This is a genomic window from Haloplanus litoreus (assembly GCF_045690335.1).
Classification (GTDB): domain Archaea; phylum Halobacteriota; class Halobacteria; order Halobacteriales; family Haloferacaceae; genus Haloplanus; species Haloplanus litoreus.
Map to the genome: position 1 here is coordinate 1,377,321 of NZ_CP147874.1, position 21,098 is coordinate 1,398,418.

21 protein-coding genes are annotated in these 21,098 nt (G+C 68.0%); 9 read left to right on the top strand and 12 right to left on the bottom strand.

Annotated elements, in window-relative coordinates:
• The first annotated feature begins 238 nt into the window (after positions 1 to 238).
• Positions 239 to 1,663, top strand: coding sequence for a cupredoxin domain-containing protein (locus V8686_RS07370; protein WP_379703324.1), 1,425 nt, complete (start codon positions 239 to 241; stop codon positions 1,661 to 1,663).
• A gap of 77 nt (positions 1,664 to 1,740) precedes the next feature.
• On the top strand, positions 1,741 to 2,067 hold the full coding sequence (locus V8686_RS07375) for an FUN14 domain-containing protein (RefSeq protein ID WP_379706494.1): 327 nt from the start codon (positions 1,741 to 1,743) through the stop codon (positions 2,065 to 2,067).
• A 118-nt stretch (positions 2,068 to 2,185) separates the two neighbouring features.
• On the opposite strand, the gene V8686_RS07380 is transcribed toward V8686_RS07375, so the two are convergent.
• From V8686_RS07380 to V8686_RS07395, 4 genes are all read right to left on the bottom strand, one after another.
• On the bottom strand, positions 2,186 to 2,917 hold the full coding sequence (locus V8686_RS07380; RefSeq protein WP_379703325.1) for a ZIP family metal transporter: 732 nt from the start codon (positions 2,915 to 2,917) through the stop codon (positions 2,186 to 2,188).
• 226 nt (positions 2,918 to 3,143) lie between these two features.
• A complete protein-coding gene (locus tag V8686_RS07385; RefSeq protein ID WP_379703326.1) occupies positions 3,144 to 3,869 on the bottom strand; it encodes a ribosome assembly factor SBDS in 726 nt (241 codons plus the stop codon).
• A 305-nt stretch (positions 3,870 to 4,174) separates the two neighbouring features.
• Positions 4,175 to 4,513 (bottom strand): thioredoxin, encoded by a 339-nt coding sequence (trxA, locus tag V8686_RS07390; protein WP_379703327.1) that lies wholly within the window; start codon positions 4,511 to 4,513, stop codon positions 4,175 to 4,177.
• A 64-nt stretch (positions 4,514 to 4,577) separates the two neighbouring features.
• Complete coding sequence (locus V8686_RS07395) at positions 4,578 to 5,240, bottom strand: 2,5-diamino-6-(ribosylamino)-4(3H)-pyrimidinone 5'-phosphate reductase (protein WP_379703328.1); 663 nt, start codon at positions 5,238 to 5,240, stop codon at positions 4,578 to 4,580.
• Positions 5,241 to 5,373: 133 nt separating this feature from the next.
• On the opposite strand from V8686_RS07395, the gene V8686_RS07400 reads away from it, so the two are divergent.
• From V8686_RS07400 to V8686_RS07410, 3 genes are read left to right on the top strand one after another with little or no spacing between them, the layout of a single operon-like run.
• Positions 5,374 to 6,645, top strand: a complete 1,272-nt coding sequence (locus tag V8686_RS07400) for a Single-stranded DNA binding protein (protein WP_379703329.1) — start codon at positions 5,374 to 5,376, stop codon at positions 6,643 to 6,645.
• Positions 6,642 to 8,174 (top strand): RPA family protein, encoded by a 1,533-nt coding sequence (locus V8686_RS07405; RefSeq protein ID WP_379703330.1) that lies wholly within the window; start codon positions 6,642 to 6,644, stop codon positions 8,172 to 8,174. Before V8686_RS07400 ends, V8686_RS07405 begins: the two co-directional genes overlap by 4 nt.
• A complete protein-coding gene (locus V8686_RS07410; protein WP_379703331.1) occupies positions 8,174 to 8,947 on the top strand; it encodes a metallophosphoesterase in 774 nt (257 codons plus the stop codon). The genes V8686_RS07405 and V8686_RS07410 overlap by 1 nt, the downstream gene beginning before the upstream one ends.
• A 47-nt stretch (positions 8,948 to 8,994) precedes the next feature.
• On the opposite strand, the gene V8686_RS07415 is transcribed toward V8686_RS07410, so the two are convergent.
• Entirely contained in the window at positions 8,995 to 9,348 is a 354-nt protein-coding gene (locus tag V8686_RS07415; protein ID WP_379703332.1) for a hypothetical protein, read from the bottom strand.
• A gap of 115 nt (positions 9,349 to 9,463) precedes the next feature.
• Here V8686_RS07415 and V8686_RS07420 point away from each other — a divergent pair, with 115 nt between their 5' ends.
• The gene (locus V8686_RS07420; protein ID WP_379703333.1) at positions 9,464 to 12,304 is read left to right on the top strand and encodes a DEAD/DEAH box helicase; all 2,841 of its coding nucleotides are present in this window, start codon (positions 9,464 to 9,466) and stop codon (positions 12,302 to 12,304) included.
• On the opposite strand, the gene V8686_RS07425 is transcribed toward V8686_RS07420, so the two are convergent.
• The 3 genes from V8686_RS07425 to V8686_RS07435 all read right to left on the bottom strand — a co-directional run bounded on the left by V8686_RS07425 (position 12,301) and on the right by V8686_RS07435 (position 13,222).
• Entirely contained in the window at positions 12,301 to 12,462 is a 162-nt protein-coding gene (locus V8686_RS07425; protein ID WP_379828781.1) for a DUF2071 domain-containing protein, read from the bottom strand. The two genes, V8686_RS07420 and V8686_RS07425, sit on opposite strands and share 4 nt — an antisense overlap.
• A gap of 128 nt (positions 12,463 to 12,590) precedes the next feature.
• A complete protein-coding gene (locus V8686_RS07430; RefSeq protein ID WP_379703335.1) occupies positions 12,591 to 12,866 on the bottom strand; it encodes a DUF7521 family protein in 276 nt (91 codons plus the stop codon).
• Positions 12,866 to 13,222, bottom strand: a complete 357-nt coding sequence (locus V8686_RS07435; RefSeq protein WP_379703336.1) for a helix-turn-helix domain-containing protein — start codon at positions 13,220 to 13,222, stop codon at positions 12,866 to 12,868. The genes V8686_RS07430 and V8686_RS07435 overlap by 1 nt, the downstream gene beginning before the upstream one ends.
• A gap of 386 nt (positions 13,223 to 13,608) precedes the next feature.
• Here V8686_RS07435 and V8686_RS07440 point away from each other — a divergent pair, with 386 nt between their 5' ends.
• The gene (locus V8686_RS07440; protein WP_379703337.1) at positions 13,609 to 13,959 is read left to right on the top strand and encodes a hypothetical protein; all 351 of its coding nucleotides are present in this window, start codon (positions 13,609 to 13,611) and stop codon (positions 13,957 to 13,959) included.
• A gap of 144 nt (positions 13,960 to 14,103) precedes the next feature.
• On the opposite strand, the gene V8686_RS07445 is transcribed toward V8686_RS07440, so the two are convergent.
• The 3 genes from V8686_RS07445 to V8686_RS07455 all read right to left on the bottom strand — a co-directional run bounded on the left by V8686_RS07445 (position 14,104) and on the right by V8686_RS07455 (position 17,653).
• Positions 14,104 to 14,652 carry a hypothetical protein gene (locus tag V8686_RS07445; protein ID WP_379703338.1) on the bottom strand — a complete coding sequence of 183 codons (549 nt, stop codon included), beginning with the start codon at positions 14,650 to 14,652 and terminating at the stop codon, positions 14,104 to 14,106.
• Between the two features lie 2 nt (positions 14,653 to 14,654).
• Positions 14,655 to 15,392 (bottom strand): DsbA family protein, encoded by a 738-nt coding sequence (locus V8686_RS07450; protein ID WP_379703340.1) that lies wholly within the window; start codon positions 15,390 to 15,392, stop codon positions 14,655 to 14,657.
• Positions 15,393 to 15,466: 74 nt separating this feature from the next.
• Positions 15,467 to 17,653 carry an AAA family ATPase gene (locus V8686_RS07455; protein ID WP_379703341.1) on the bottom strand — a complete coding sequence of 729 codons (2,187 nt, stop codon included), beginning with the start codon at positions 17,651 to 17,653 and terminating at the stop codon, positions 15,467 to 15,469.
• Between the two features lie 143 nt (positions 17,654 to 17,796).
• On the opposite strand from V8686_RS07455, the gene V8686_RS07460 reads away from it, so the two are divergent.
• Positions 17,797 to 18,264, top strand: coding sequence for an NUDIX hydrolase (locus V8686_RS07460; protein WP_379703342.1), 468 nt, complete (start codon positions 17,797 to 17,799; stop codon positions 18,262 to 18,264).
• A 130-nt stretch (positions 18,265 to 18,394) separates the two neighbouring features.
• Here the strand turns inward: V8686_RS07460 and V8686_RS07465 are convergent, their stop codons facing one another.
• On the bottom strand, positions 18,395 to 19,687 hold the full coding sequence (locus tag V8686_RS07465) for a nickel pincer cofactor-dependent isomerase, group 22 (protein ID WP_379703343.1): 1,293 nt from the start codon (positions 19,685 to 19,687) through the stop codon (positions 18,395 to 18,397).
• A gap of 146 nt (positions 19,688 to 19,833) precedes the next feature.
• Between V8686_RS07465 and V8686_RS07470 the strand changes: the two genes are divergently transcribed.
• Positions 19,834 to 21,051, top strand: a complete 1,218-nt coding sequence (locus V8686_RS07470) for a mandelate racemase/muconate lactonizing enzyme family protein (RefSeq protein ID WP_379703344.1) — start codon at positions 19,834 to 19,836, stop codon at positions 21,049 to 21,051.
• The last annotated feature ends 47 nt before the right edge of the window (positions 21,052 to 21,098 follow it).

Sequence of the window (21,098 nt, forward strand, 5' to 3'; positions counted from 1 at the left end):
CCCCGTCGGGTGTCGTATACGTTCCCTGCACGTTCTACCGACGAGGTAGGCGCTCGAACCACTTAAACTCCGCTCGCCGGGGGATCGAGCGGCATTTCACCGACCGTCGCCGTCGAATAATACATAATTAATTAACAAGTTTCGGAACGACGTCTACCCCGTCTCGCGCCCGGCCCGGCCACGGTTTCGGTCGATGGTTCGACTCCATCGGTGGGACGTCCCCGGGAGGGGAGACGCCATGCCGAAGGAGTTCACACTGTCACGGCGGAAGGCGCTCGCCGCGCTGGGAACGGTCGGTGTCGCCTCGGCGGGGGCGGGGTTGGGGACGAGCGCCTACTTCAGCGATCAGGAATCGTTCGAGAACAACTCGCTCGTGGCCGGATCGCTCGACGTGAAGGTGGCCTACTCGCTCCACTACTCGGACTGGTCCGCGGACGAACTGGCGGACATCGACGACGAGGACGCCACGATGACCGACCACGAGGCCGGGTTCGATCCGGGCCCGACGAGGGTGCCGGGTATCGAGTTCGCCACGGAGGGCGATTTACGGCAGTTCCTCGATAACACGCTGGTGACCGAGGACGGCGACGCCTCCTGTCCGGACGGTACCGACGCCGAGGAACTCCAACAGCCGGTCGTCGAACTGGGCGTCCACGGCGACATCAAGCCGGGCGACCACGGCGAGGTCACGTTCGACCTCGCGCTGTGTGATAATCCGGGCAACGTCTGGTTGCAGGTCGCCGACGCCACGGCATCCGAGAACGGGTACACGGAACCCGAACGAACGGACGGCGACGAATCCGGAATCGAGACGCGTCCCGGAGAACCACCGACGGATCTCCACGTGGAACTCCTCGACGCCGTCCAGGCCGCCTACTGGATCGACGACGGCAACGACTACGTGAACGGGGACGAGACGTTCCAGTCGCGCGGTTCGCTCCGGGAGGTCCTCGGGGGGCTCTCGGGAATCGGCGCGGCGCTCGACGGCGACGATTCCCCTGAGCAGGGTGACGACACGGGCGAGCAGGGGTGTTTCTCCGCCGGCCAGCACTCGGTCGGGTTCGTGTGGTGGCTGCCGGTCGACCACGCCAACGAGATCCAAACCGACTCGGTGACGTTCTCGCTGACCTTCTACACCGAACAGTGCCGCCACAACGACGGTACCGGCGACCGCCTCGCGGCCTTCGTGAACGACGACGCGCCGCTCAACGAGCAGCCATGGGACGGGACCATCGCCGACCGGACCGGCGAGAACGAAATCGTCGTGACGAACAACGCCCTGACCGAGGTGAACTTCCCGGACACGCCGCTCTTCGGAGAGCCACCGCAGACGTTGCCGCTCGCGTTCGATCCGCAAGTGGTTCGGGTTTCGTCCGGAACGACCGTCACGTGGCGCTGGCAGACGTACGCAGACCCGTTCCCCGACATCTTCGATCAGATCCCACACAACGTCGTCGCGCTGGACGGGTCGTACAGCAGCGGCCCGCCGGAACCGGCGGCGACGGCGCCCGACTTCAGCCACACGTTCACGGATCCGGGGCTCCACCTCTACTTCTGTGAGCCCCACGGCAGTCCGCACTTCCATCACTCGTCTCCCGGTGTCCCGTTCGAAGAAGTCATCAACGAGGCCGGTATGCGGGGTGCCATCATCGTCGAGGGCTGACGTCCCGCCGAGTGGGGCTGCTCACGCGCCACAAACGACTTACCCACGCACGGTCCACGGATGGTATGGACGGGTTGATGTTCGCGTTACAACTGGGGATCGATCCCCAACAACTGGGGATCGAGTTCGGCAGCGGGGCCGTGATCGGGGGAATCGTCGGCTTCGCAGCCAAGAAAGTCGCCAAGATCGTCGCCCTGATCGTCGGCCTCGAACTCGCGCTGTTCAAGTTCCTCGAATCCCGCGGGATCCTCTCGGTCGACTGGGCGGCGCTCTCGGCCGGCCTGCTGAAGACGGGTGAGAGTGCGGCCGGCGGTCCGCCCGGCTGGGTATCGACCATCCTCTCGACGCTCTCGGTGTCCGTCGGCTTCACCGGCGGCTTCCTCCTCGGCTTTCGGCGGGGATAGTCCGGGAACTAACGGGCGTCACGGACCGGTCGGCGGGCACGCGAGTGCGGAGTGGCGGATCGAAGGGGTCCGTCTTGGATCTCCCAGTGAGGCGAACACGGGCCACTATCGTGTCGTGTCACACCGTCCGCGAGAACACGACGAACAACGCCAGACCTGCGCCAGCGAGCAGAGCAAGAGTCGAATGTTCCTTCTCGTACGACTGGGCCTCGGGCAGCAGGTGGGCTGCGGAGACGTAAATCAGCACACCTGAGACGAAGCCGAGCAGGAGACCGAGATGGCTCCGATCCAACCCACTCACCACCGGATAGGCGACGAAGGCGCCGATCGGTGTCGTCAGGGACGCAATGAAAAACGCGTACAGTGCCGCCGTTCGTTCCGTCACGCCCCCCCTCAAGAGGACGAGATACGTGATGACTCCCTCGGCGAATTCGTGGATCACCAACCCGGTTCCTGCCAAGATACCGGTCAGGAGCGAAATATTGAACGTGACCGTGTAGACGACACCGTCGACCAGCGAGTGAATCCCGATGCCCTCCGCTGCCGTTACCCCGAACGCGAGCGTCTCCGCTCCGGTGCGACGTTTGATTATCTCGTTGGAGAGATACATGAAGAGGAAGCCGCCCAAGGCACCGAATCCCGCGTCGGCGTTGTTCGCGACCGCGTTCGGGAGTGCGTGGATCAGCGGCGTCGTGATGAGAATTCCCGCAGCAAAGCACATGAGATAGGGAAGCGACCGTTCCGCCCACTCTCGGCGTTGCAATATCGCGACGATTCCCGTGCCGTTCACCACCGCGGCGACGATGGCGAACGCCGCGATCCAGTAGAACTCCTCCGGAAACGCTACCATGCTCGATCCCTGTCTCCCCCCGGGAGCCTCGACCGTTCGCTCTCGGCCCCGAGGAGGGGCATCCGGCTCGTCCGTCCGAGACTCCCGGCCCGTTTCATACCGAAAAACACGGTGGTCGAATAGTAAAAGCCGTGTTCGTCCGAGCGTCGACTTGGACCACCGGATGCACTGCAGGATACGAGACGACACCGTCCGGCGGCGGCCGTCGAGCGGCCACCGAACTCCACTACCGGACGTTGAGGTCGTCTTCGTCCTTGACGATCTGGGTCTCCGCCTCCCCGCTCGTCACCTCGTTCACTAGGTCGTAGAACTCGTTTTGCATCCCTGCGGGGAAGGTGAGGACGCCGATCCACGAGCCGTCGGCCTGCCACTCCTCGCGATCCAACTCGCCGAACTGGCGGATCTTCGCCTGGGCGCTCCCGGCCTTGTCGGCGGGCACCTGTACCGCGACGGTCACTTCGGCGAAGCGGATGGGAATGACGGGACGGAGGGCGTCCAGCGCCTCGTCGACCTGCGTCTCGACGCGTTCCATGGGGTCGACCCGAAAGCCCGCCTCATCGAGGGCGCGTTCGATGCGCTCCGGCGGATGGGGAGCGTCGTCCATCTGCGGATTGACCGCGTTTCGGGCGATGCGGTTGATCAACTGCTTGCGCTTTTGCTCTTGCATCTCGCGACGCTGCTCGGCGGTGATCTGGATCTCGCCGCGCTTGATGACCTCCGGAATGATCTCCATCGGGTCCGTCGTCCCGAACACCTCCTCGAGGGCGTTCTCGGCGGGGCGATCACCGCGGGAGGCGTCCTCGAAGACGTCCTCGGCCGCGATGACGTCCTCCAGATCGCCCTCGAACTCGCCGCGTTTGATGGCGAGGGCCGCGTCGGGGTCGATCAGTACCTCGAAGCGCTCGCCGTGGGATTCGAGGCGTGCCGTGACGGCCTCGTCGAGTGAAATCATACGGCGAGGTAGATTCCCCGGGGGTATATACTCTCGGCCGGGAGCGAACGCTTTCCCGAACTGTCCCGAGGCCAGTGATTCGGTGGGTCGACGTCGGATCGGTCGGGGCTCGCCGTCGCCGCTCTGGGGATCCGGTCGCGACCAGTCGGCGGAACACCGCTCTGGGCGGTCGGAGTTCGTCACCCCGGTGCCGTCACATCGTCACGGCGGAGAGGGTTCTCCCGGGGACTGGCTCGACGAACGGTCTCGCCCTGCGGGCGCTCTCTATCTGCTCACTCGACGGTGACCGCGGGTGAGCCGGACGTTCAGGAGAGGTTCTCGATGATCTCGACCAGGTCGGCTTTGTCCTGGACGCCGATCAGTCGCTCGGCCTGCTCGCCGTTCACGTAGAACTCTAGGGTCGGCACGCTACGGATGCCGCGCTCCTGGGCCAGTTCCTGGAGCGCGTCGATGTCGACCTTCAGGACGGCGGCGTCCGTTTCGGACGCGATCTCCTCGACCGTCGGCTCCAGCATCTTGCAGGGTCCACACCAGTCGGCGTAGTAGTCGACGAGGACGACGGCGTGTTCCGACAGGAGGTCGTTCAGGTGGTCGGCGTCTTCGACGTGGATCGGTTCGGACTGGTCGGCGGTCGATTTGCTCATATCTCCCTGTAGCCACGCGACCCCCTTAACGGTTGAGTCGGTCTGCCGGCCCGGCGCACGACCATCAGGTCGGCCGGTAGTGGAGGACGACCCCGTCGTCTACCCGGTCGACGTCGACGAGGTCAAGCGCCGGGAAGTCCGCGACGAACCCCTCGCCGTCGACGAGGGTCGGGGCCTCACGGCCGCCGATCACGAGCGACCCCACGAACACGCTGAGTTCGTCGACGAGGCCGGCGTCGAACAGCGAGTAGATGAGTTCACCGCCACCTTCGGCGAGCAAGCGCGCCACGCCGTCGGCTTCCAGTTCGTCGAGTGCGGCGGTCAGGTCGACCCGGTCCTCGCCCGCTTCGACGATGGTCGCGCCCGCCTCGCGGAGGGAGTCGCGGCGTCTCTCGGGTGCTGCCGCCGAGACGAGGAGGTAGGTGTCGGCGTCGTCGTCGAGAAGCGTCGCGTCTGGCGGGGTGCGGGCACGGGAGTCGGCGACGACGCGTGCCGGATTGGCCGGGCGTCCGTTGCGCAGGCGCTCGACCCGTCGGTCCTCGGATTTCACGCCGAGGTGCGGATCGTCGGCGAGAACGGTTCCGACGCCGACGAGGACGGCGTCGGCGGCCGCCCGTAGGCGGTCCACACGGTCGAAGTCCCCCTCGCCGGAGATGCGCACCTGTCGGCGTTCGCGGGTCGAGAGCTTCCCGTCGACGCTCGTCGCCGCGTTGACGACGACTTCCATGCCGAACCGTTCGGGCGGGGGCGCAAACCGCTTTCGGTGCCGGAACACTCGCCGCGAGCGAGCGGTGGGAGCGGCAGAGCGCAGCGACGGGGCATAGAGGGTTTTTATGACCGCGCGACCAACGCTTCTCCCGATGCAACTCGACGATCATGCCGAGGACCTCGCCTCCGACCTCGGCGTAGACAAAGCGGAGGTCAAAGACGACTTGCAGAGCTTGCTCGAATACAACGTCCCCGTCGAGGAAGCCAAGGCGAGCATCCGCCGGAAACACGGCGGCGACGGTGGCTCCTCGGCGACGCCGACGACCAGGTCGCTCGCCGACGTCACCCCGGACGACGGATCGGTCACGACCACCGTCCGGGTGCTGACGAAGGGGACCCGTTCCATCCGGTATCAGGGCGAGGATCGGGTCATCCGGGAGGGCGAGTTCGCCGACGACACGGGACGAATCTCCTACACTGCGTGGGAGGAGTTCGACTTCGAACCCGGCGACTCGATCACCGTCGGCAACGCCAACGTCCGCGAGTGGGAGGGCAATCCGGAACTCAACCTCGGGACGAACACGACCGTCGCAGCGGCCGGGGAAGCGGTCGAGACGCCCTACGAGGTAGGCGGTGACCGCGACCTGATCGACCTCGAACCCGGCGACCGTGGCCGGACGGTCGAAGTGACAGTCGTCGACCTCGAACGGCGAACCATCGACGGCCGCGACGGCGAGACGGAGATTCTCTCGGGCGTCGTCGCCGACGAGAGTGCCCGCCTCCCGCTGACCGACTGGGACCCCCACGCCGAAGTCGAGGCGGGGTCCTCGGTCCGCCTCTCGGACGTGTACGTCCGCGAGTATCGGGGCGTGCCGCAGGTGAACGTTACCGAGTACTCGACGGTCGAACGACTGGATCGGACGGTCGAGGCCCCGGACACGGCACCGCGACTGGACATCGGCGAGGCCGTCGACGCGGGCGGCCTGTTCGACGTGGAACTCGTCGGCAACGTGATCCAGGTGCGGGACGGCTCCGGTCTGATCGAGCGCTGTCCGGACTGCGGTCGGGTCGTCCAGAACGGCCAGTGTCGATCCCACGGTGACGTCGAGGGCGACGACGACCTCCGGGTCAAGGCCATCCTCGACGACGGCACGGGGACGGTGACGGCCGTCCTCGGCACCGACCTCACCGCCGAGGTGTACGGTGGTGGTATCGAAGACGCGAAGACGGCGGCCCGCGACGCCATGGACAAGGAAGTCGTGGCCGATACGATCCGTGACCGGATCGTCGGCCGCGAGTACCGGGTCCGCGGATCGCTCTCGGTCGACGAGTACGGCGCCAACCTCGACGCCGAGGAGTTCGTCGAGAGCGCCGACGACCCCGCTGCCCGGGCGCGCGAACTGCTCGCGGGGGTGGCGCGATGAGCGCCGACGACTCCGGCCCCGGCCGGCGCGAGGTGGCCCACCGCCTCTTCGCCGCCGAGTTCGACGACGCCACCGTCTCCTACGCCGAGAGCGACGAGGAGCGCGCCCCGAAGTACGTCGTCACGCCGACGGGGGCGCGGGTGAACCGCCTCTTCGCCGTCGGCGTCCTGACCGAGGTAGAGTCGGTCAACGAGGACGTCCTCCGCGCCCGCGTCGTCGACCCGACGGGCGCGTTCGTCTCCTACGCCGGGCAGTACCAACCGGACGCCGCGGCCTTCTTCGAGCGCGCGGAGCCACCGGCGTTCGTCGCGCTCACGGGCAAGGCCCGGACGTTCGAACCCGACGACGGGAACCGGATCTACACCTCGGTGCGGCCGGAGAGCGTGGCCGACGTGGACAGCGAGACCCGGGATCGATGGACGGTGTCGGCGGCCGAGGCCACCCTCCGTCGGATCGCGGCGATGGCCGACGCCAAGTCACTGGACGTCGAGGGCGACGCGCTGGAAGCGGCGCTTCTCGACCGTGGGTACGACGTCTCGCTCGCGACGGGCATCCCCATCGCCCTCGAACGCTACGGGACGACAACGGCGTATCTCGACGCCCTGCGGGAGGTCGCTCTCGACGCCCTCGAAGTCGTCGCCGGCGACCGGGACGCCGTCCGCTCGCTCGACCGGGCGCCCGCCGACGCGGGCACCGCCGCGCTCGGTCCGCTTCCGGCGGCGGTAACCGACGACGGCGCGGCGGCCTCCGAAGCGACGGCCACGGCGACGGACGACGAGACGACGGCCGCGGCGCCGGCCGACACTGCGGGCGCGACGCCGAGTGCCGGGACGGCGGCGAGCGAGTCGGATTCGGAGAACTCGTCGACTGCGGAGACGGTCGACGACCAGTCGCCGGTCGTCTCCGACGACGGGTCGGCCGCGGACGCTGCGGCGACGACTGCAGACTCGGCGGCGGCCGCCAGCGAGGACGCGGCGGACGACCTGGGTGAGTTCGACGATTCGGGTGACGACCTGGGTGAGTTCGACGATTCGGGTGACGACCTGGGTGAGTTCGACGATTCGGGTGACGACCTGGGTGAGTTCGACGATTCGGGTGACGACCTCTACGAACTCGGCGACGAGGAGCGCCGGGAGGTCGAGGAATCGTTCGACGTGGGCTTCGAGAGCGCGGCGGAGGTCGACGACCCGGGCGAGGCGGACATCGACGTGCCGGGACCGGAGGACCTCGCCGAGGCCGAGGACACGGCCGGCGAACGCGCGGTCGACGAGGAGACGGCGGCGGAGGCGGACGCGGGCGAGGCGGCCACGGACGAGGGTGACGCGGCCGCCGACGTCGACCTCGAAGCCGTCGCCGTCGACGCCATGTCCGACCTGGACGACGGCGACGGTGCGGACCGCGAGGCGGTCGTCGCGGCCGTCGTCGAGGAGTACGGCGCCGATCCCGGGGACGTGGCCGACGCCATCGAGGACGCGCTGATGAGCGGGAAATGCTACGAGCCGAGCGAGGACAGCCTGAAAGCGATCTGATGGCGCTCGTCGACCCGGTTCCGGGCGCGCCCGCCGCGGTGGCCGATTGCGGCGACGAACGGGTCTTGGTGGTCGCGGACTACCACGCGGGCATCGAGGTCGGACTCCGGTACGAGCGCGGAGTGGAACTCCGGAGCGACGCCGACGGCCGTCGGGGGCGTCTGCTGACGCTGGTCGGGCGCACCGATCCGGATCGGGTGGTCGTCCTCGGCGACCTGGTCCACCGGATCGGCGACCCCGGCACGGGAGAGCACGACGAAGTCGTCGCCCTCGTCGACGCCCTCGACGACCGGAACCTGCCGTTGACGCTCGTCCCCGGCAACCACGACGGCGGCGTCGCGGACGCCTACGGCGACCGGATCGACGTGACCGACTCCGGTGGGTGGCGCCGCGGGGACGTGGGGTTCGTCCACGGGCACACCTGGCCCGACCGATCCGTTCTCGGGGCGCGAACGATCTGTATGGGTCACGAACACCCGCAGGTCCGCCTCGAAGACGAGGTGGGCGGCGGCCGCACGGAGAAGGCGTGGCTCCGCGGGTCGCTGCTGATCGGGCCGTTCGCCGACGAGTTGGGCGTCGCGCCCGAAGCGCTGGCGTGGACCGACGTGGCCCCGGAACTCGTCGTCTTTCCCGCCTTCAACGACCGCTCTGGTGGGACGTGGGTCAACGTCGAGGGACAGGACTTTCTCGCCCCGTTCCTCCCCGAAGGACTCGACGGCGCCGACGCCTACCTGCTCGACGGGACGCGCCTTGGCGCCTACCGACGGATCTGATACGGATCGTCGTAACTCGTCACCGACCGTCGTCCCTCGCGTCCCGCCTACGCTCCGGGGACGCCGAACGCGCCGATCCCGACGCCGAGGACGGCGTTCACGACGAAGAGGATGAGCAGTGCCGAGAGCCAGGCGGCGACACCCATCACCGCCGCAGTCCCCCAGCCGCCGGGATAGCGCCACTTCAAGACGGCGACCCACACCACCAGCGCGATGACGGGGCCGATCAGCGGTATCCACGATACGACCGCCCACCCGACGGCGCCGAGCAGGGCGGTGACGACCGCGCGACCGTAGTCGTCGACGTCCGTGACGATCCGTGCGCTGACGTAGATGGCGAGCCCTCCGATCAGCAGGGCGACGACGAACGCGACCAGCGCACCGACGAATGGAACGGGCATAGACGGGAAAGGTGGTCCCCCGACTAATCCCTGTGGGTGTGTCGCCGACGCTCGCCGGCCGGGAGAACGGCCTGTGAACGGTGGTCTTAATCCGCTCGGTCCGTTACCGGGGCCGATGGCAGACGGGATGCCCGCCGCCGGGATGGACGCCTTCACACACCTCGGCGAGCGGGTGCGTTCGGCGCTCTCCGAACGCGGTTTCTCGACGCCGACCGAGCCACAGCGCCGGGCGATTCCGCCGCTCGCGGCCGGCGAGAACGCCCTCGTCCTCGCGCCGACGGGGACGGGAAAGACCGAGACGGCGATGCTGCCGGTGTTCGACGCGATCCATCGGACCGAGGACCGATTCGGGATCTCGGCGCTCTACATCACGCCGCTTCGCGCACTCAACCGCGACATGCGCGAACGACTGGACTGGTGGGGTGAGTATCTCGACGTGGAGGTAGACGTGCGCCACGGCGACACCACGCAGTACCAGCGGGGGAAGCAGGCCGACGACCCGCCGGACGTACTGGTGACGACCCCCGAGACGCTGCAGGCGATGCTGACGGGCGAGAAGCTCCGCACGGCGCTTTCGGACGTGGCTCACGTCGTCGTCGACGAGGTCCACGAACTCGCGTCGTCGAAACGCGGCGCGCAGTTGACCGTCGGCCTCGAACGCCTGCGGGATCTGGCGGGTCCGTTCCAGCGGATCGGGCTGTCGGCCACGGTCGGCTCCCCGGCCGAAGTGGGGCGATTCCTGACCGGTGACCGCGACTGCACGCTCGTCGAAGTCGACGCCGGGACGAACGTCGAGTTCCGGGTGCGCGAACCCGCAGTGACTGAGGCGGACGAGGCGCTCGCGGGCAAACTGGCGACCGACGTGGACATCGCCAGCCACGTGCGAGCGATCCGCGAGCTCGTTCGCGACCACGAGTCGACGTTGATCTTCGTCAATACGAGACAGACCGCCGAGGCGCTCGGCTCGCGGTTCAAGCGCCTCGACGAACCAATCGGCGTCCACCACGGTTCGCTCTCGAAGGAAGCGCGGATCGACGTCGAGGACGCCTTCAAGACGGGCGACCTGGACGGCCTCGTCTGTACGTCGTCGATGGAACTCGGTATCGACGTGGGCCGGGTGGACCACGTGGTCCAGTACGGCAGTCCCCGCGAGGTGGCCCGCCTTCTCCAGCGGGTCGGCCGCGCGGGCCACCGCCGCGACGCCGTCTCCGAGGGGACCATCCTCACGAGCCACCCCGACGACACGATGGAGGCGCTGGCCATCGCCCGCCGGGCGATTTCCGGCGACGTCGAACCGGCGACAATCCACCACGGTAGTCTCGACGTGGTGGCCAACCAGACCGTCGGGCTGGTGATGGACCACGGTGAAATCGACGCCAGGGAGGCCTACGAGACGCTGACCCGCGCCTACCCGTTCCGTGATCTCTCGGCGGCGCAGTTCCGCGAGGTGGTGCGCGAACTCGCCGCGAACCGCCTGCTGTGGCTGGAGGAGGACGCGGACCGTCTGGAGAAGTCGGGCGGGACGTGGCGGTACTTCTACGCGAACCTGTCGATGATCCCCGACGAGGAGACGTACGAGGTGTACGACCTCTCCTCGCGGGAGACGGTTGGCACCCTCGACGAGCGGTTCGTCCTCAACTTCGCCGGGCCGGGCGAGGTGTTCATCCAGCGCGGGGAGATGTGGCGGATCACCGAGGTGGACGAGGAGGAGTCCCGCGTCGAGGTGACGCCCATCGAGGACCCCGCGGGCGAGGTGCCCTCGTGGACCGGGTCGGAGATTCCGGTGCCGGCGGCCGTCGCCGGCGAAGTCGGCGAGATGCGCGACGTGGCGACGACGCAGTTCGAAGGTGGCGCCGACCGCACGTCCGTCGCCCGCGAGTTCCTGTCCCGGTACCCGGGCGACGAACACACCGTCTCCGAGGCGCTCGCGCCCGTGGCGCGACAGGTCGAGACGGGCGAACCGACGCCCACGGCGGCCCGCCTCGTCGTCGAGGGGCGGGGTCGCGGACTCGTCCTCAACGCGCCCTTCGGCCACGAGGTGAACGAGACGCTCGGCCGCCTGTGTTCGGCGCTGATCGGGCAGAAGACCGGATCGTCGGTGGGGATGGAGGTCGACCCCTACCGGATCGAACTGGAGGTGCCGGGCCGCACCGGTCCGGCGGACGTCGTGGAGGTCCTGGAGACGACCGATCCGGAGCACGTCGAGGGGTTGCTCGAACTCGCGCTGAAGAACTCGGGGGCGCTGAAGCTCACGCTGGCGCAGGTGGCGGCGAAGTTCGGCGCGCTCAAGCGGTACCAGGGATCGGGCCGGTTCGGCGGCGACCGACTGCTCGCCGCTCTGGAGGATACGCCGGTGTACGACGAGGCGGTCAGGGAGGTGTTCCACACCGACCTCGCCGTCGAGGAGGCTGCCGAGGTGCTAGAGCGGATCCAGTCGGGGGACATCGACCTCGTGACCGCCCGTGAACACACCCCCATCGGCACGGGCGGGCGCTCCAGCGGGCGGGAACTGCTCGTCCCCGAAAACGCCGACGCGAGCGTCGTCGAGACGCTGAAAGAGCGCATCCGGAACGACCGGGTGATCCTCGCCTGCCTGCACTGCACGGAGTGGACGCGCAAGACGAAGGTCAAGCGCGTGCCCGACCAGCCCCGTTGTCCGGAGTGTGACTCCACCCGGATCGCGTCGCTCAACCCGTGGGCCGACGACGTGGTGAAGGCGGTTCGGGCGAGCGAGAAGGACGACGAACAGGAGCACATGACCGAACGCGCCTACCGGTCGGCGAACCTGGTCCAGAGTCACGGCAAGCAGGCGGTCGTCGCCATGGCCGCCCGCGGGGTCGGCCCGCACAACGCCGCCCGGATCATCGCCAAACTCCGGGAGAACGAGGACGACTTCTACCGCGACATCCTCGATCAGGAGCGCCAGTACGCCCGGACGCAGTCCTTCTGGGACTAGACGCGACTGATACGCCCCGCCGTCACGCCGCTCCCTGGACTGTCGTGCATCAGTGGGTCGCAGTCCCGCGTGTCGACGGTCAGCCCCTCGGGGAGCGTCGGCGCGACGACCCAGGGATCGACCGGCCGGTGGGCGAACCACACGTCCTCCCAGCACATCGTCAGGGGGGCGGCCCATGTCGGTTGTACGGATGCGACCAGGTTCGGTGTGTCGGTCACGTCCCGAGGCCGGTGACTCGATCCCGCGGGTCCCAGTCGCCCCGGCCGGACGCGAGTGTGCGTCCCGGTCAGTCCGAGACCCAGGTCAACGACATCAGAACGAACAGCATCCCACTCGAGACGATGAGTGACTGCACGAGCGCAGCGGAGCGGAGCGACGCACCAAACGTGCAGTGGAGCAGTCCTTCACAGATCGCGCCGACGCCAATGAACACGAACCCGACCGACACGTAGAGCATCGGTTGGCTTCCGTTCCGCCGATAGCCGTGGAAGGCGAGATATGCCACGCCAAGACTCAACGCGAGCGTTATCAGTTTGACGGTCAGGACCGCCGAGTCGATCATTAGCGTTCCCGTATGCTCGTCCACAGCGACGTGAAGTTGTCAGCCAGTTCGTCGCGCGTCTCCATCGACAGGGAGAGTTCGCCGTCGGACATCGTCACGTGGATCTCTTCGAGTGTCGTTTCGAACTGGCTCCGATGCGATCCGTCCGAACCGACGCTCGACTGTTCTTCGAGGAGGCCGTGATCCTGGAGCGCCGAGACACGGCGGTAGATCGTCGTGAGCGAGGCGTCACAGATGTCGCTGAGATCCTTCGCGGTCCGCGGGTTTCGATCGGCCGCGAGCAGGATCTGGCGCGAGTAGTCGTCAGCGAGGAGTCGAAAGACAGCCGTGGTCGCGTCGGTCTCGCCACGTTCCATGCCCGGGCACAGATGGGCCACAAGCAAATGAACGGCGATTCGTTCGCCGGGGGCGAACTCTCGATGACGGGTGATACGTGGGAAACGCTCCCGTGTGCGGCGTGGGCAACCGTGCGAGCCGCCAGTTCGCCACGGCGACGAGTCCTGTGTGGTTGCACCGTCGTTCGTGGTCGAATCCGGCATCGGGGAGGGCCTCCCGAGAACGACGCCACCCGACGCGCGCTACTCAGCACCTCCCACACCGACGTCAACCGTCTCGACACTATCGCCGACCGACAAAAGCAATAGCACTCATTTGCCGCCCGTCGCCGGAGCGAGGGCTGCTCTGCGAACCCCGCGAGCACGAAACGGCTCGGTCGTGCTCTCTGGGTCGACGTTTTGAGAGAGTGTCACGAAACGCGTTCACCGCTCGATACTCCTACTCCGTGAGAATCATCCTGACGGTTTTCCGATTGGAGACCCGACATCTCGGAGAGAGGATGGACAGTCCACTCGGCTACTACGACAAGATTCTGGCCGCTATCGCAGCCAGTCTCGGTGGTGGTGCCCTGGCAGGAGTGATAACTGCGTACGGTTTCCGTGTCGGACTGCTCGTCGGAGCACTCATTGCAACGACGTTCGTCTACGATGCGATGTTCCGTCATCCCCCCCGCCCGGCACCATCCCAACGGGCAACAACCGCGGCGATCGTCTGGCACGCCTTTCTCGGCACCTTGCTTCTGACAGTCTTCCTGTGAGCGGCGGATCTGGAGCGCTTCCTTTCGGGCGTGTGAGCCCCCTGCGACCCTCGAATTGAGTACGATCGACCTGGCGATCCGGCCCGATACGGATCGTGTGCCGTCGGAACGATCGAACGAGGGCGACCAGCACTGCCCCGTCGCCTACGCCTCTTCGGTCGTCGATATGAGGTCGCAACGACGGGGATCACCGAGGCGGGAGAGATACCCGAGGAGGAGGACGATCCCGCCGAGACGGAGCAGGGTCCCGTCGAAAGGCAGCACCGCGAGGGCGCCGACGAATCCGAGCAGGCCGAGCAGTCCCGCACCACAGCTCGCACAGCCGGTAGCCAGGAGACCGGGGAGGACGCTCCACAGTCCCCGTGCGTCGGTCAGCCCGGCGTAGCGAACGCGTCCGAGGGTGGCGGTGAGTGCGACGCCGGTCACGATCGCGTAGACGACGATCAGGCCGAGGCCAGTTCCGCCGATCGTTTCGTACGTGTTGGCGGTGAGCGCGAGGACCGCGTCGTCTGCGTATCCGAGATCCGCCTCGATCATCTGCATCGAGTACGTCGGGAACGCACTCAACACCAGCAGACAGTACGTCACGACGGCGAACGCCGCCGTGGCGACCGTTCGTCGGACGGTCGTGAGCGGATAGCCGAGCGCCGCGAGCAGTCGGGCGACGTGGGCGTCGAGTTCGGCGACGCTCATACTCATTCGTTCCGTAGCTTCGAGATGGCGGCGTCGAAGCGGTCGTACGGCTGGGCACCGACGAGTTTCCCCGCCTCCTGGGTCGTGGGATCGTAGAGGACGAACCCCGGTGACCCACGAATCCCGAAGCTGGATGCCTGCTCGACGTCGGTACCGATCTCCTGTTCGATTCCGTACCCCCGTTTCCGCATACAGGCATCGACGGCAGTCGCGTCGACGTCCTGGACACCCCTCGTGATCTCCAGAAGGTTCGGCCGGGAGGCCCATCCGGAGTTTTTCTCGCCCTGGGCGTCGAACACCGCCGAATGCCACGGCCAGTACCGCGACGGGCGCTCGTCGCGCACCTGGCGCCAGACGCACCGATCCATCACCGCCGCCGTCATCGACGCGTCGCTGAGATACGGGTATTCGATGAACACGATGCGAACGGTGCCCGTTCGGACGTGCTTCTCGATGATCTCCGGAAGGGTGTTCTGCTCGAACCGTCGACAGAAGGGACACTGGTAGTCGCCCCAGTAGTACATATCGAGCGCTGCGTCCGGTGCCCCCATGATCGGATGCCCGTCCAGGTCGATCCCGAAGCCGGTCGACTCCGAACTCCCGTGGAACGGCAGCCCCGTCGATTCGTCCGACTCGGTGTCGAGGCGGGACGCCCCGTACACGACGCCGCTACTGGCGAGGACCGTTCCGATAGCGCCCACGGCCGCACGCCGGGTCACGAGTGAGTCCAGCCGATCCATACGTCCTAGCGACCCAGCGAGCATAAGTCGCGTTCGACGATATTCCGAATCTGCAAACGCGTCGTGGGGAACGGCTAGCCGAGCGACGGCGCCACGGCGTCGAGCGCAGTCTCGAAGTGGGCGGCCGTCAGCGCCACTTCGTCCGTGTGCTCGTTGGCCTCGGCACCCGGATAGGCGTCGGCCACCGACCGGACCGCGAGCATCGCGGCCTCGCGACAGACGGCCGCGAGGTCGGCTCCCGAATATCCGTCCGTTCGCGCGGCCACGTCGTCGAGGTCCACATCGTCGGCGAGGGGTTTGGCCCGCGTATGGACGTCGAGGATGGCCCGACGGGCGGCCTCGTCCGGTCCCGGTACCTCCACGTGGGACTCGAGGCGGCCGGCCCGGAGGAGCGCCGGATCCAGCGCGTCCTTTCGGTTCGTCGCCGCGAGGACGATCAGGTTGGGGTTGTCGGCGACGGCGTCGAACTCGGTCAGGAGTTGGGAGACGACGCGTTCCGTCACCTCACTGCCGGCGCCGCCGGCGTCGCGGTCCGTCGCCACGGCGTCGATTTCGTCGAAGAAGACGATTGCGGGGGCGGTCTGGCGGGCGCGGTCGAACACCTCGCGGACCGCCTTCTCGCTCTCGCCCACGTACCGGTCCAGCAGTTCCGGCCCCTGGACGCGGACGAAGTTGACGCCGCTCTCGGCGGCGACGGCTCTGGCGATCAGCGTCTTCCCGGTGCCGGGCGGGCCGTAGAGCAGGACGCCCGAGGGCGGGTCGGCGTCCGCCGCCTCGAACAGCGGGCCGTAAGTCAGCGGCCACGTGACCGCGCGTTCGAGCGTTGCCTTCGTGTCGTCGAGACCCCCGACCGACTCGAACCCCTCCGTTGGCGCCTCGGAGACGTACTCGCGCATGGCGCTGGGATCGACGGCCGCCATCGCCGCCTCGAAGTCGTCACGGGTGACCGCGATGTCGTCGGTCGCCGTCCCCTCGCGCCGGGCGCGTCGGAGCGCCGACATGGCCGCCTCCGTCACCAGCGACTCGAGGTCGGCGCCGACGAACCCGTGGGTCCGGGCGGCGAGGCGGTCGAGGTCGACGTCGTCGGTCATCGGCATCCGGCGCGTGTGGACGTCGAGAATCTCGCGCCGGCCCTTCTCGCCGGGGACGCCGATCTCGATCTCGCGGTCGAAGCGGCCGCCGCGACGGAGCGCCGGATCGAGGTCGTCGACACGGTTGGTCGCGCCGATGACGATCACCTCGCCCCGTGCCTCCAGGCCGTCCATCAGCGAGAGGAGCTGGCCGACGATCCGATCTTCCATCCCGCCGCCGTCTTCGCGCTTCGGCGCGACGGAGTCGATTTCGTCGAAGAAGACGATCGAGGGGGCGTCCTCGCGGGCGCGCTCGAACACCCGGCGCAGTCGCTCCTCGCTGTCGCCCTTGTACTTCGAGACGATCTCCGGACCGGAGACGGAGATGAAGGTGGCGTCCACCTCGTTGGCGACGGCTCTGGCGATCAGCGTCTTCCCGGTGCCGGGCGGGCCGTAGAGCAGGACGCCTTTGGGCGGGTCGACGCCCAGTCGGGTGAACAGTTCCGGCTCCGCAAGCGGGAGTTCGATCATCTCTCGAACGAGGTCGAGTTCGTCGTCGAGGCCGCCGATGTCCTCGTAGGTGACGCCCGTCGTCGGCCGGCCCTCCGAGTCGCTCGGTCGGTCGGCGGCGTCGACGGCGCGGTCAGCGGCGTCGCGGTCGTCGGTCGCGGAGTCGACGCCGGACACGCCGCCGCCACCGCCGATCACACGGAGGTCCGTCGCCTCGACGACCCGGACGGTTCCCTCGGGCCGCGTCTCCCGAACGACGAACCCGTCGGTCGCGAGGCTCTCGACGCGCACCCGGTCGCCGACCCGGAGCGGGCGGCCGTCGAGCGCCCGCCGGAGTTCGCGACGTGACGAGTCACGGTCGACGTCGACGCCCGCGGGCGCCGAGAGGGTGATCGACTCGGCGTCGGTCAGGCTGGCGGTTCGCACACGGACGGTGTCGCCCACGGCCACGCCGGCGTTCGCCCGCGTTCCGGCGTCGACGAGGACGGCGTCGTCGGGCACGCCGGCCCGTGCCGGCCAGAGTTTCGCCACCGTCGTCCGGTCGCCCTCGAGCAGGATGGCGTCGCCGCTCAGGACGCCCAGGCGTCGCCGGGCCGCTTCCGGCAGGCGCGCGATGCCACGCCCCGCGTCGCGCTTCTCGGCGCTGTGAACGGTGAGTTCGATCCCGGCACTCTCGGTCATCGCCCGACCTAGGGGCGGGCGACCCTTTACCCTTCCCTCACGGCCGACGTCCATCGTCACAGCTGATGCCCACTCGTCCACCTAGTATTCCTAGAGGTAGATGTATGAGTACTTCTATGAGGGTCGACGGTCGATGATGGTGTATGTCATCACGTGACGTAACACACGTCGAGAAAGTCTGTGCCTACATCACCCGCAACGAATCGGAGGTGCTCGTGTTCGAGGGACCGGGGCACGAGAGACTGCAGGTCCCGAAGGGGACCGTCGAACCCGACGAGCGGCCGCGTGAGGCGATGGTTCGGGAAACCATCGAGGAGAGTGGGTTGGCCGCGTTCGGCGGGCTGAACCACCTCACCACCGACGTCTGGACCCGTCGGGAGTCGCCGCCGAAGCGGTACGTCCGGCGGTTCTACCACGTTCCCGTCCACGAACCACGGGATTCGTGGACCCACACGGTGACGGGGACCGGGCAGGAGCGGGGGTCCCAGTTCGAGTTCTCGTGGCTCGACCTCCCCACCGAGACGACGTTCGCCTTGGACCTCGACGACTACCTCCACACCCTGACCCGGCTACTCGGCGGCCGAACTGCCCCCGGCGTCGCCGCCGACTGATCCGGACTGTTGTAAGTCGTTCCCGCCGCCGACGCCGAGCGCTCCGTCCCATACGGTTTATCGTACGTCAGTACCGGTGGTTCGCCGAGACGGTCCGGCGAACTGCCGGTACACAGTTACAATACTCCGCTCACTCGATCGGTTCGAACACCGGATCGCCCTCCTCGAAGGCGAGCGACAGCCACCCCTCGACGGTGACGGCGTCGGGGGCCTCCCGGGCGAGCGCCTCGGAGACGCGGAATTCGGAGAGGTGGCCGGTGTCGCGGAGCCACGCGATCCGGACCGTCTCGGGGTCGTAGGTGCCGATAGTCGAGAGAGCCGCCGTGATGGCCCGTTCGTCGTCCGGAAGCACGACGGGGATGCGGGCCTTGCTCAGCGAGTTGCTGGTGAGCGCGTTGGTGTAGACCTGGTCGAGGTCGAGTTCGTCGACGACGCGCTGGGTCGTGATGTCGGCCAGTCCGAGGCCGTTGCCGTTGCCGTGGGTGGCCTCGGTGAGCCCCCGGACGACGATGCGGTCGATGTCGGGCGTCTCGGGTTCGTCCGCGTTCAGCACCCGGTACCGCCCGATCACGTTGGTGTCCATCCCGGCGCCCGAAACGTCCTTACCGATGCGGTCGACGACGAGAACGTCGAGGTCGTCGAAAGGGAGGGTCGGCATGTACTCGTCGGCCGCCGCCTTCAGCGGTTCCTCGGCGTCGGGCAGGGCGTCCGCGGGGACACCCTCGACGGCCGCGGTGCGGTCGTGGAAGTTCTCGACGATGGCGATGCCCCCCAGGAGCGGCGCCACCTCGCGGATCACCTCGACGGCCGCCTCGATGACCGGGACGTATCCGGTCCCGAGTGCGTGCTCGTGGGCGGCCTTCGCTCCGGCCCGTTTCCCGAGGCCGATGGCCGTCATCTTGGTCAGCCCGCTCTCGAAGCGCCCCGTGAAGTTGGTGTGTGCTTTCACCCGGTTGATCACGAGAATCCCGTCCGCCTCCAGCGCGGCCGTCGAGAAGGGCACCGGCGCGCCGACCGACGACTCGCCGAGGGTCGTCGTGTCCATCCGGGCGTCGATCCGACAGTCGAGGGCATCCTCGGTGAGGCCAATGCCAGCCAGCGTCTCGCGTTGGCCGTCGGCGGTCGCCCCCCCGTGGCTCCCCATCGCGGGCACCACGACGGGGTCGAACCCCCGGTCACGGAGTTCGTCGACGACCGTTCGGGCGACGGTCACGACGTCGTGGATGCCGCGGCTCCCGAGTCCGACGGCGACGGTGGCACCGTCGGGCAGGCCGGCGAGCGGGAGTCGGTCGAGTTCGGCACGGGTTCGGCCCGCCACGTCGTCGAGTTCCGGCGTCTCGGGGTCGTAGCTGACCGCCGCGAACCGCGGGAGCGACGGGGACGGGAGCGCGTCGTCGAGGACGTCGCCGTCGGGAAATCGCATAGCGGAGAGTTAGTGCGAACGCGGTGTAAACCCTGTCGCTGCCGGTGGCGTGGCCCCCGCTCACACAGACATTTAACACCGCCCCCCGAACGCCCGTTCATGGGGGCCGCAGACATCGACCGCGGCCCGGCGAGGCGACTCCACCCATGCGCGATTACAGCAACCAGAGCACGCGACGTGCCGACGCCCGAGACGTACAGATCACCGACATCGAGACGGCCGTCATCGAGGGGAACTTCGACTGGAACTTCGTCCGGATCCACACCGACGCCGGCGTCACCGGCCTCGGCGAGTCCTACCGCGGCGGCAGAGTCACCGACATCATGGACTACATGGCCGACTTCCTCGTCGGGGAGAACCCCCTCGACGTGGAACGGCTCTTCCGCCGGATGGTCCAGGAGACGTCCGGGCACGGCGGCACGACGGGGAAAGTCGTGACGGCGGCCTCGGGTATCGAAATCGCGCTCTGGGACCTCGCCGGCAAACTCCTCGGCGTTCCCACCTACCAGTTGCTCGGCGGGAAGTACCGCGACGAGGTGCGCCTCTACTGTGACCTCCACGCCGGGGAAGCCTACGCCGTCGACACCGGCTACACGGAGTACGGCGAGGCGGAGTCCTACACGCCCACGGCCTACGCCGAGACGGCGAAGCAAGCCGTCGAGATGGGCTTCGACGCCATCAAGTTCGACCTCGACACGCCGTCGGACAACGACCCGGACCCGTTCAACGGTCGACTCTCGGCGGCGGACGTGGCGGCCAAACGCGACATCGTCGAACGCGTCCACGAGGCCGTCGGCGACGACGCCGAAGTCGCCTTCGACTGTCACTGGGACTACTCCCTCGACGGCGCGAAGCGCCTCGCCCGCGCGCTGGAGCCGTACGAGCTGATGTGGCTCGAAGACGTCGTGCCCCCGGAGAACGTCGACGCCCAGCGTGAGGTGGCTCGCTCCACCTCGACGCCGCTCGCGACGGGCGAGAACCGCTTCCGCGTCCACGAGTTCTCGGACCTCCTCTACGACTTCGCCGTCGACGTGGTGACGCCCGACCCGACGACCTGTGGCGGCCTCGCGGAGTCACGGGCCATCGCCAACCGAGCCGAGGAGAACTACATCACGTTCTCGCCGCACAACGTCTGCAGTCCCGTCGGGACGATGGCCTGCGTCCACCTCGGCGCCGCCGTCGCCAACTTCGGCTATCTCGAGTATCACGCCCTGGAGGTGGACTGGTGGGACGACCTGCTGGTTCGGTCGGACCCGCTCATCCGGGACGGTCGGATCGCCGTGCCGGAGTCGCCGGGACTCGGCATCGAACTCGACGAGGACGTGGCGGCCGAACACGCGAAAGGCGACGAACTCTGGTCGTAGGCGGGAACGCCCCGCGGCTTACCGCGTCCGGGCGGATTTATACGTTC

What these genes read in the sequence shown, in the direction of transcription:
- V8686_RS07370 (WP_379703324.1), top strand. Translation starts at nt 239, where the DNA reads ATGCCGAAGGAGTTCACACTGTCACGGCGGAAGGCGCTCGCCGCGCTG.
- V8686_RS07375 (WP_379706494.1), top strand. Translation starts at nt 1,741, where the DNA reads ATGTTCGCGTTACAACTGGGGATCGATCCCCAACAACTGGGGATCGAG.
- V8686_RS07380 (WP_379703325.1), bottom strand. Translation starts at nt 2,917, where the DNA reads ATGGTAGCGTTTCCGGAGGAGTTCTACTGGATCGCGGCGTTCGCCATC.
- V8686_RS07385 (WP_379703326.1), bottom strand. Translation starts at nt 3,869, where the DNA reads ATGATTTCACTCGACGAGGCCGTCACGGCACGCCTCGAATCCCACGGC.
- trxA (WP_379703327.1), bottom strand. Translation starts at nt 4,513, where the DNA reads ATGAGCAAATCGACCGCCGACCAGTCCGAACCGATCCACGTCGAAGAC.
- V8686_RS07395 (WP_379703328.1), bottom strand. Translation starts at nt 5,240, where the DNA reads ATGGAAGTCGTCGTCAACGCGGCGACGAGCGTCGACGGGAAGCTCTCG.
- V8686_RS07400 (WP_379703329.1), top strand. Translation starts at nt 5,374, where the DNA reads ATGCAACTCGACGATCATGCCGAGGACCTCGCCTCCGACCTCGGCGTA.
- V8686_RS07405 (WP_379703330.1), top strand. Translation starts at nt 6,642, where the DNA reads ATGAGCGCCGACGACTCCGGCCCCGGCCGGCGCGAGGTGGCCCACCGC.
- V8686_RS07410 (WP_379703331.1), top strand. Translation starts at nt 8,174, where the DNA reads ATGGCGCTCGTCGACCCGGTTCCGGGCGCGCCCGCCGCGGTGGCCGAT.
- V8686_RS07415 (WP_379703332.1), bottom strand. Translation starts at nt 9,348, where the DNA reads ATGCCCGTTCCATTCGTCGGTGCGCTGGTCGCGTTCGTCGTCGCCCTG.
- V8686_RS07420 (WP_379703333.1), top strand. Translation starts at nt 9,464, where the DNA reads ATGGCAGACGGGATGCCCGCCGCCGGGATGGACGCCTTCACACACCTC.
- V8686_RS07425 (WP_379828781.1), bottom strand. Translation starts at nt 12,462, where the DNA reads ATGTGCTGGGAGGACGTGTGGTTCGCCCACCGGCCGGTCGATCCCTGG.
- V8686_RS07430 (WP_379703335.1), bottom strand. Translation starts at nt 12,866, where the DNA reads ATGATCGACTCGGCGGTCCTGACCGTCAAACTGATAACGCTCGCGTTG.
- V8686_RS07435 (WP_379703336.1), bottom strand. Translation starts at nt 13,222, where the DNA reads ATGGAACGTGGCGAGACCGACGCGACCACGGCTGTCTTTCGACTCCTC.
- V8686_RS07445 (WP_379703338.1), bottom strand. Translation starts at nt 14,652, where the DNA reads ATGAGCGTCGCCGAACTCGACGCCCACGTCGCCCGACTGCTCGCGGCG.
- V8686_RS07450 (WP_379703340.1), bottom strand. Translation starts at nt 15,392, where the DNA reads ATGGATCGGCTGGACTCACTCGTGACCCGGCGTGCGGCCGTGGGCGCT.
- V8686_RS07455 (WP_379703341.1), bottom strand. Translation starts at nt 17,653, where the DNA reads ATGACCGAGAGTGCCGGGATCGAACTCACCGTTCACAGCGCCGAGAAG.
- V8686_RS07460 (WP_379703342.1), top strand. Translation starts at nt 17,797, where the DNA reads ATGTCATCACGTGACGTAACACACGTCGAGAAAGTCTGTGCCTACATC.
- V8686_RS07465 (WP_379703343.1), bottom strand. Translation starts at nt 19,687, where the DNA reads ATGCGATTTCCCGACGGCGACGTCCTCGACGACGCGCTCCCGTCCCCG.
- V8686_RS07470 (WP_379703344.1), top strand. Translation starts at nt 19,834, where the DNA reads ATGCGCGATTACAGCAACCAGAGCACGCGACGTGCCGACGCCCGAGAC.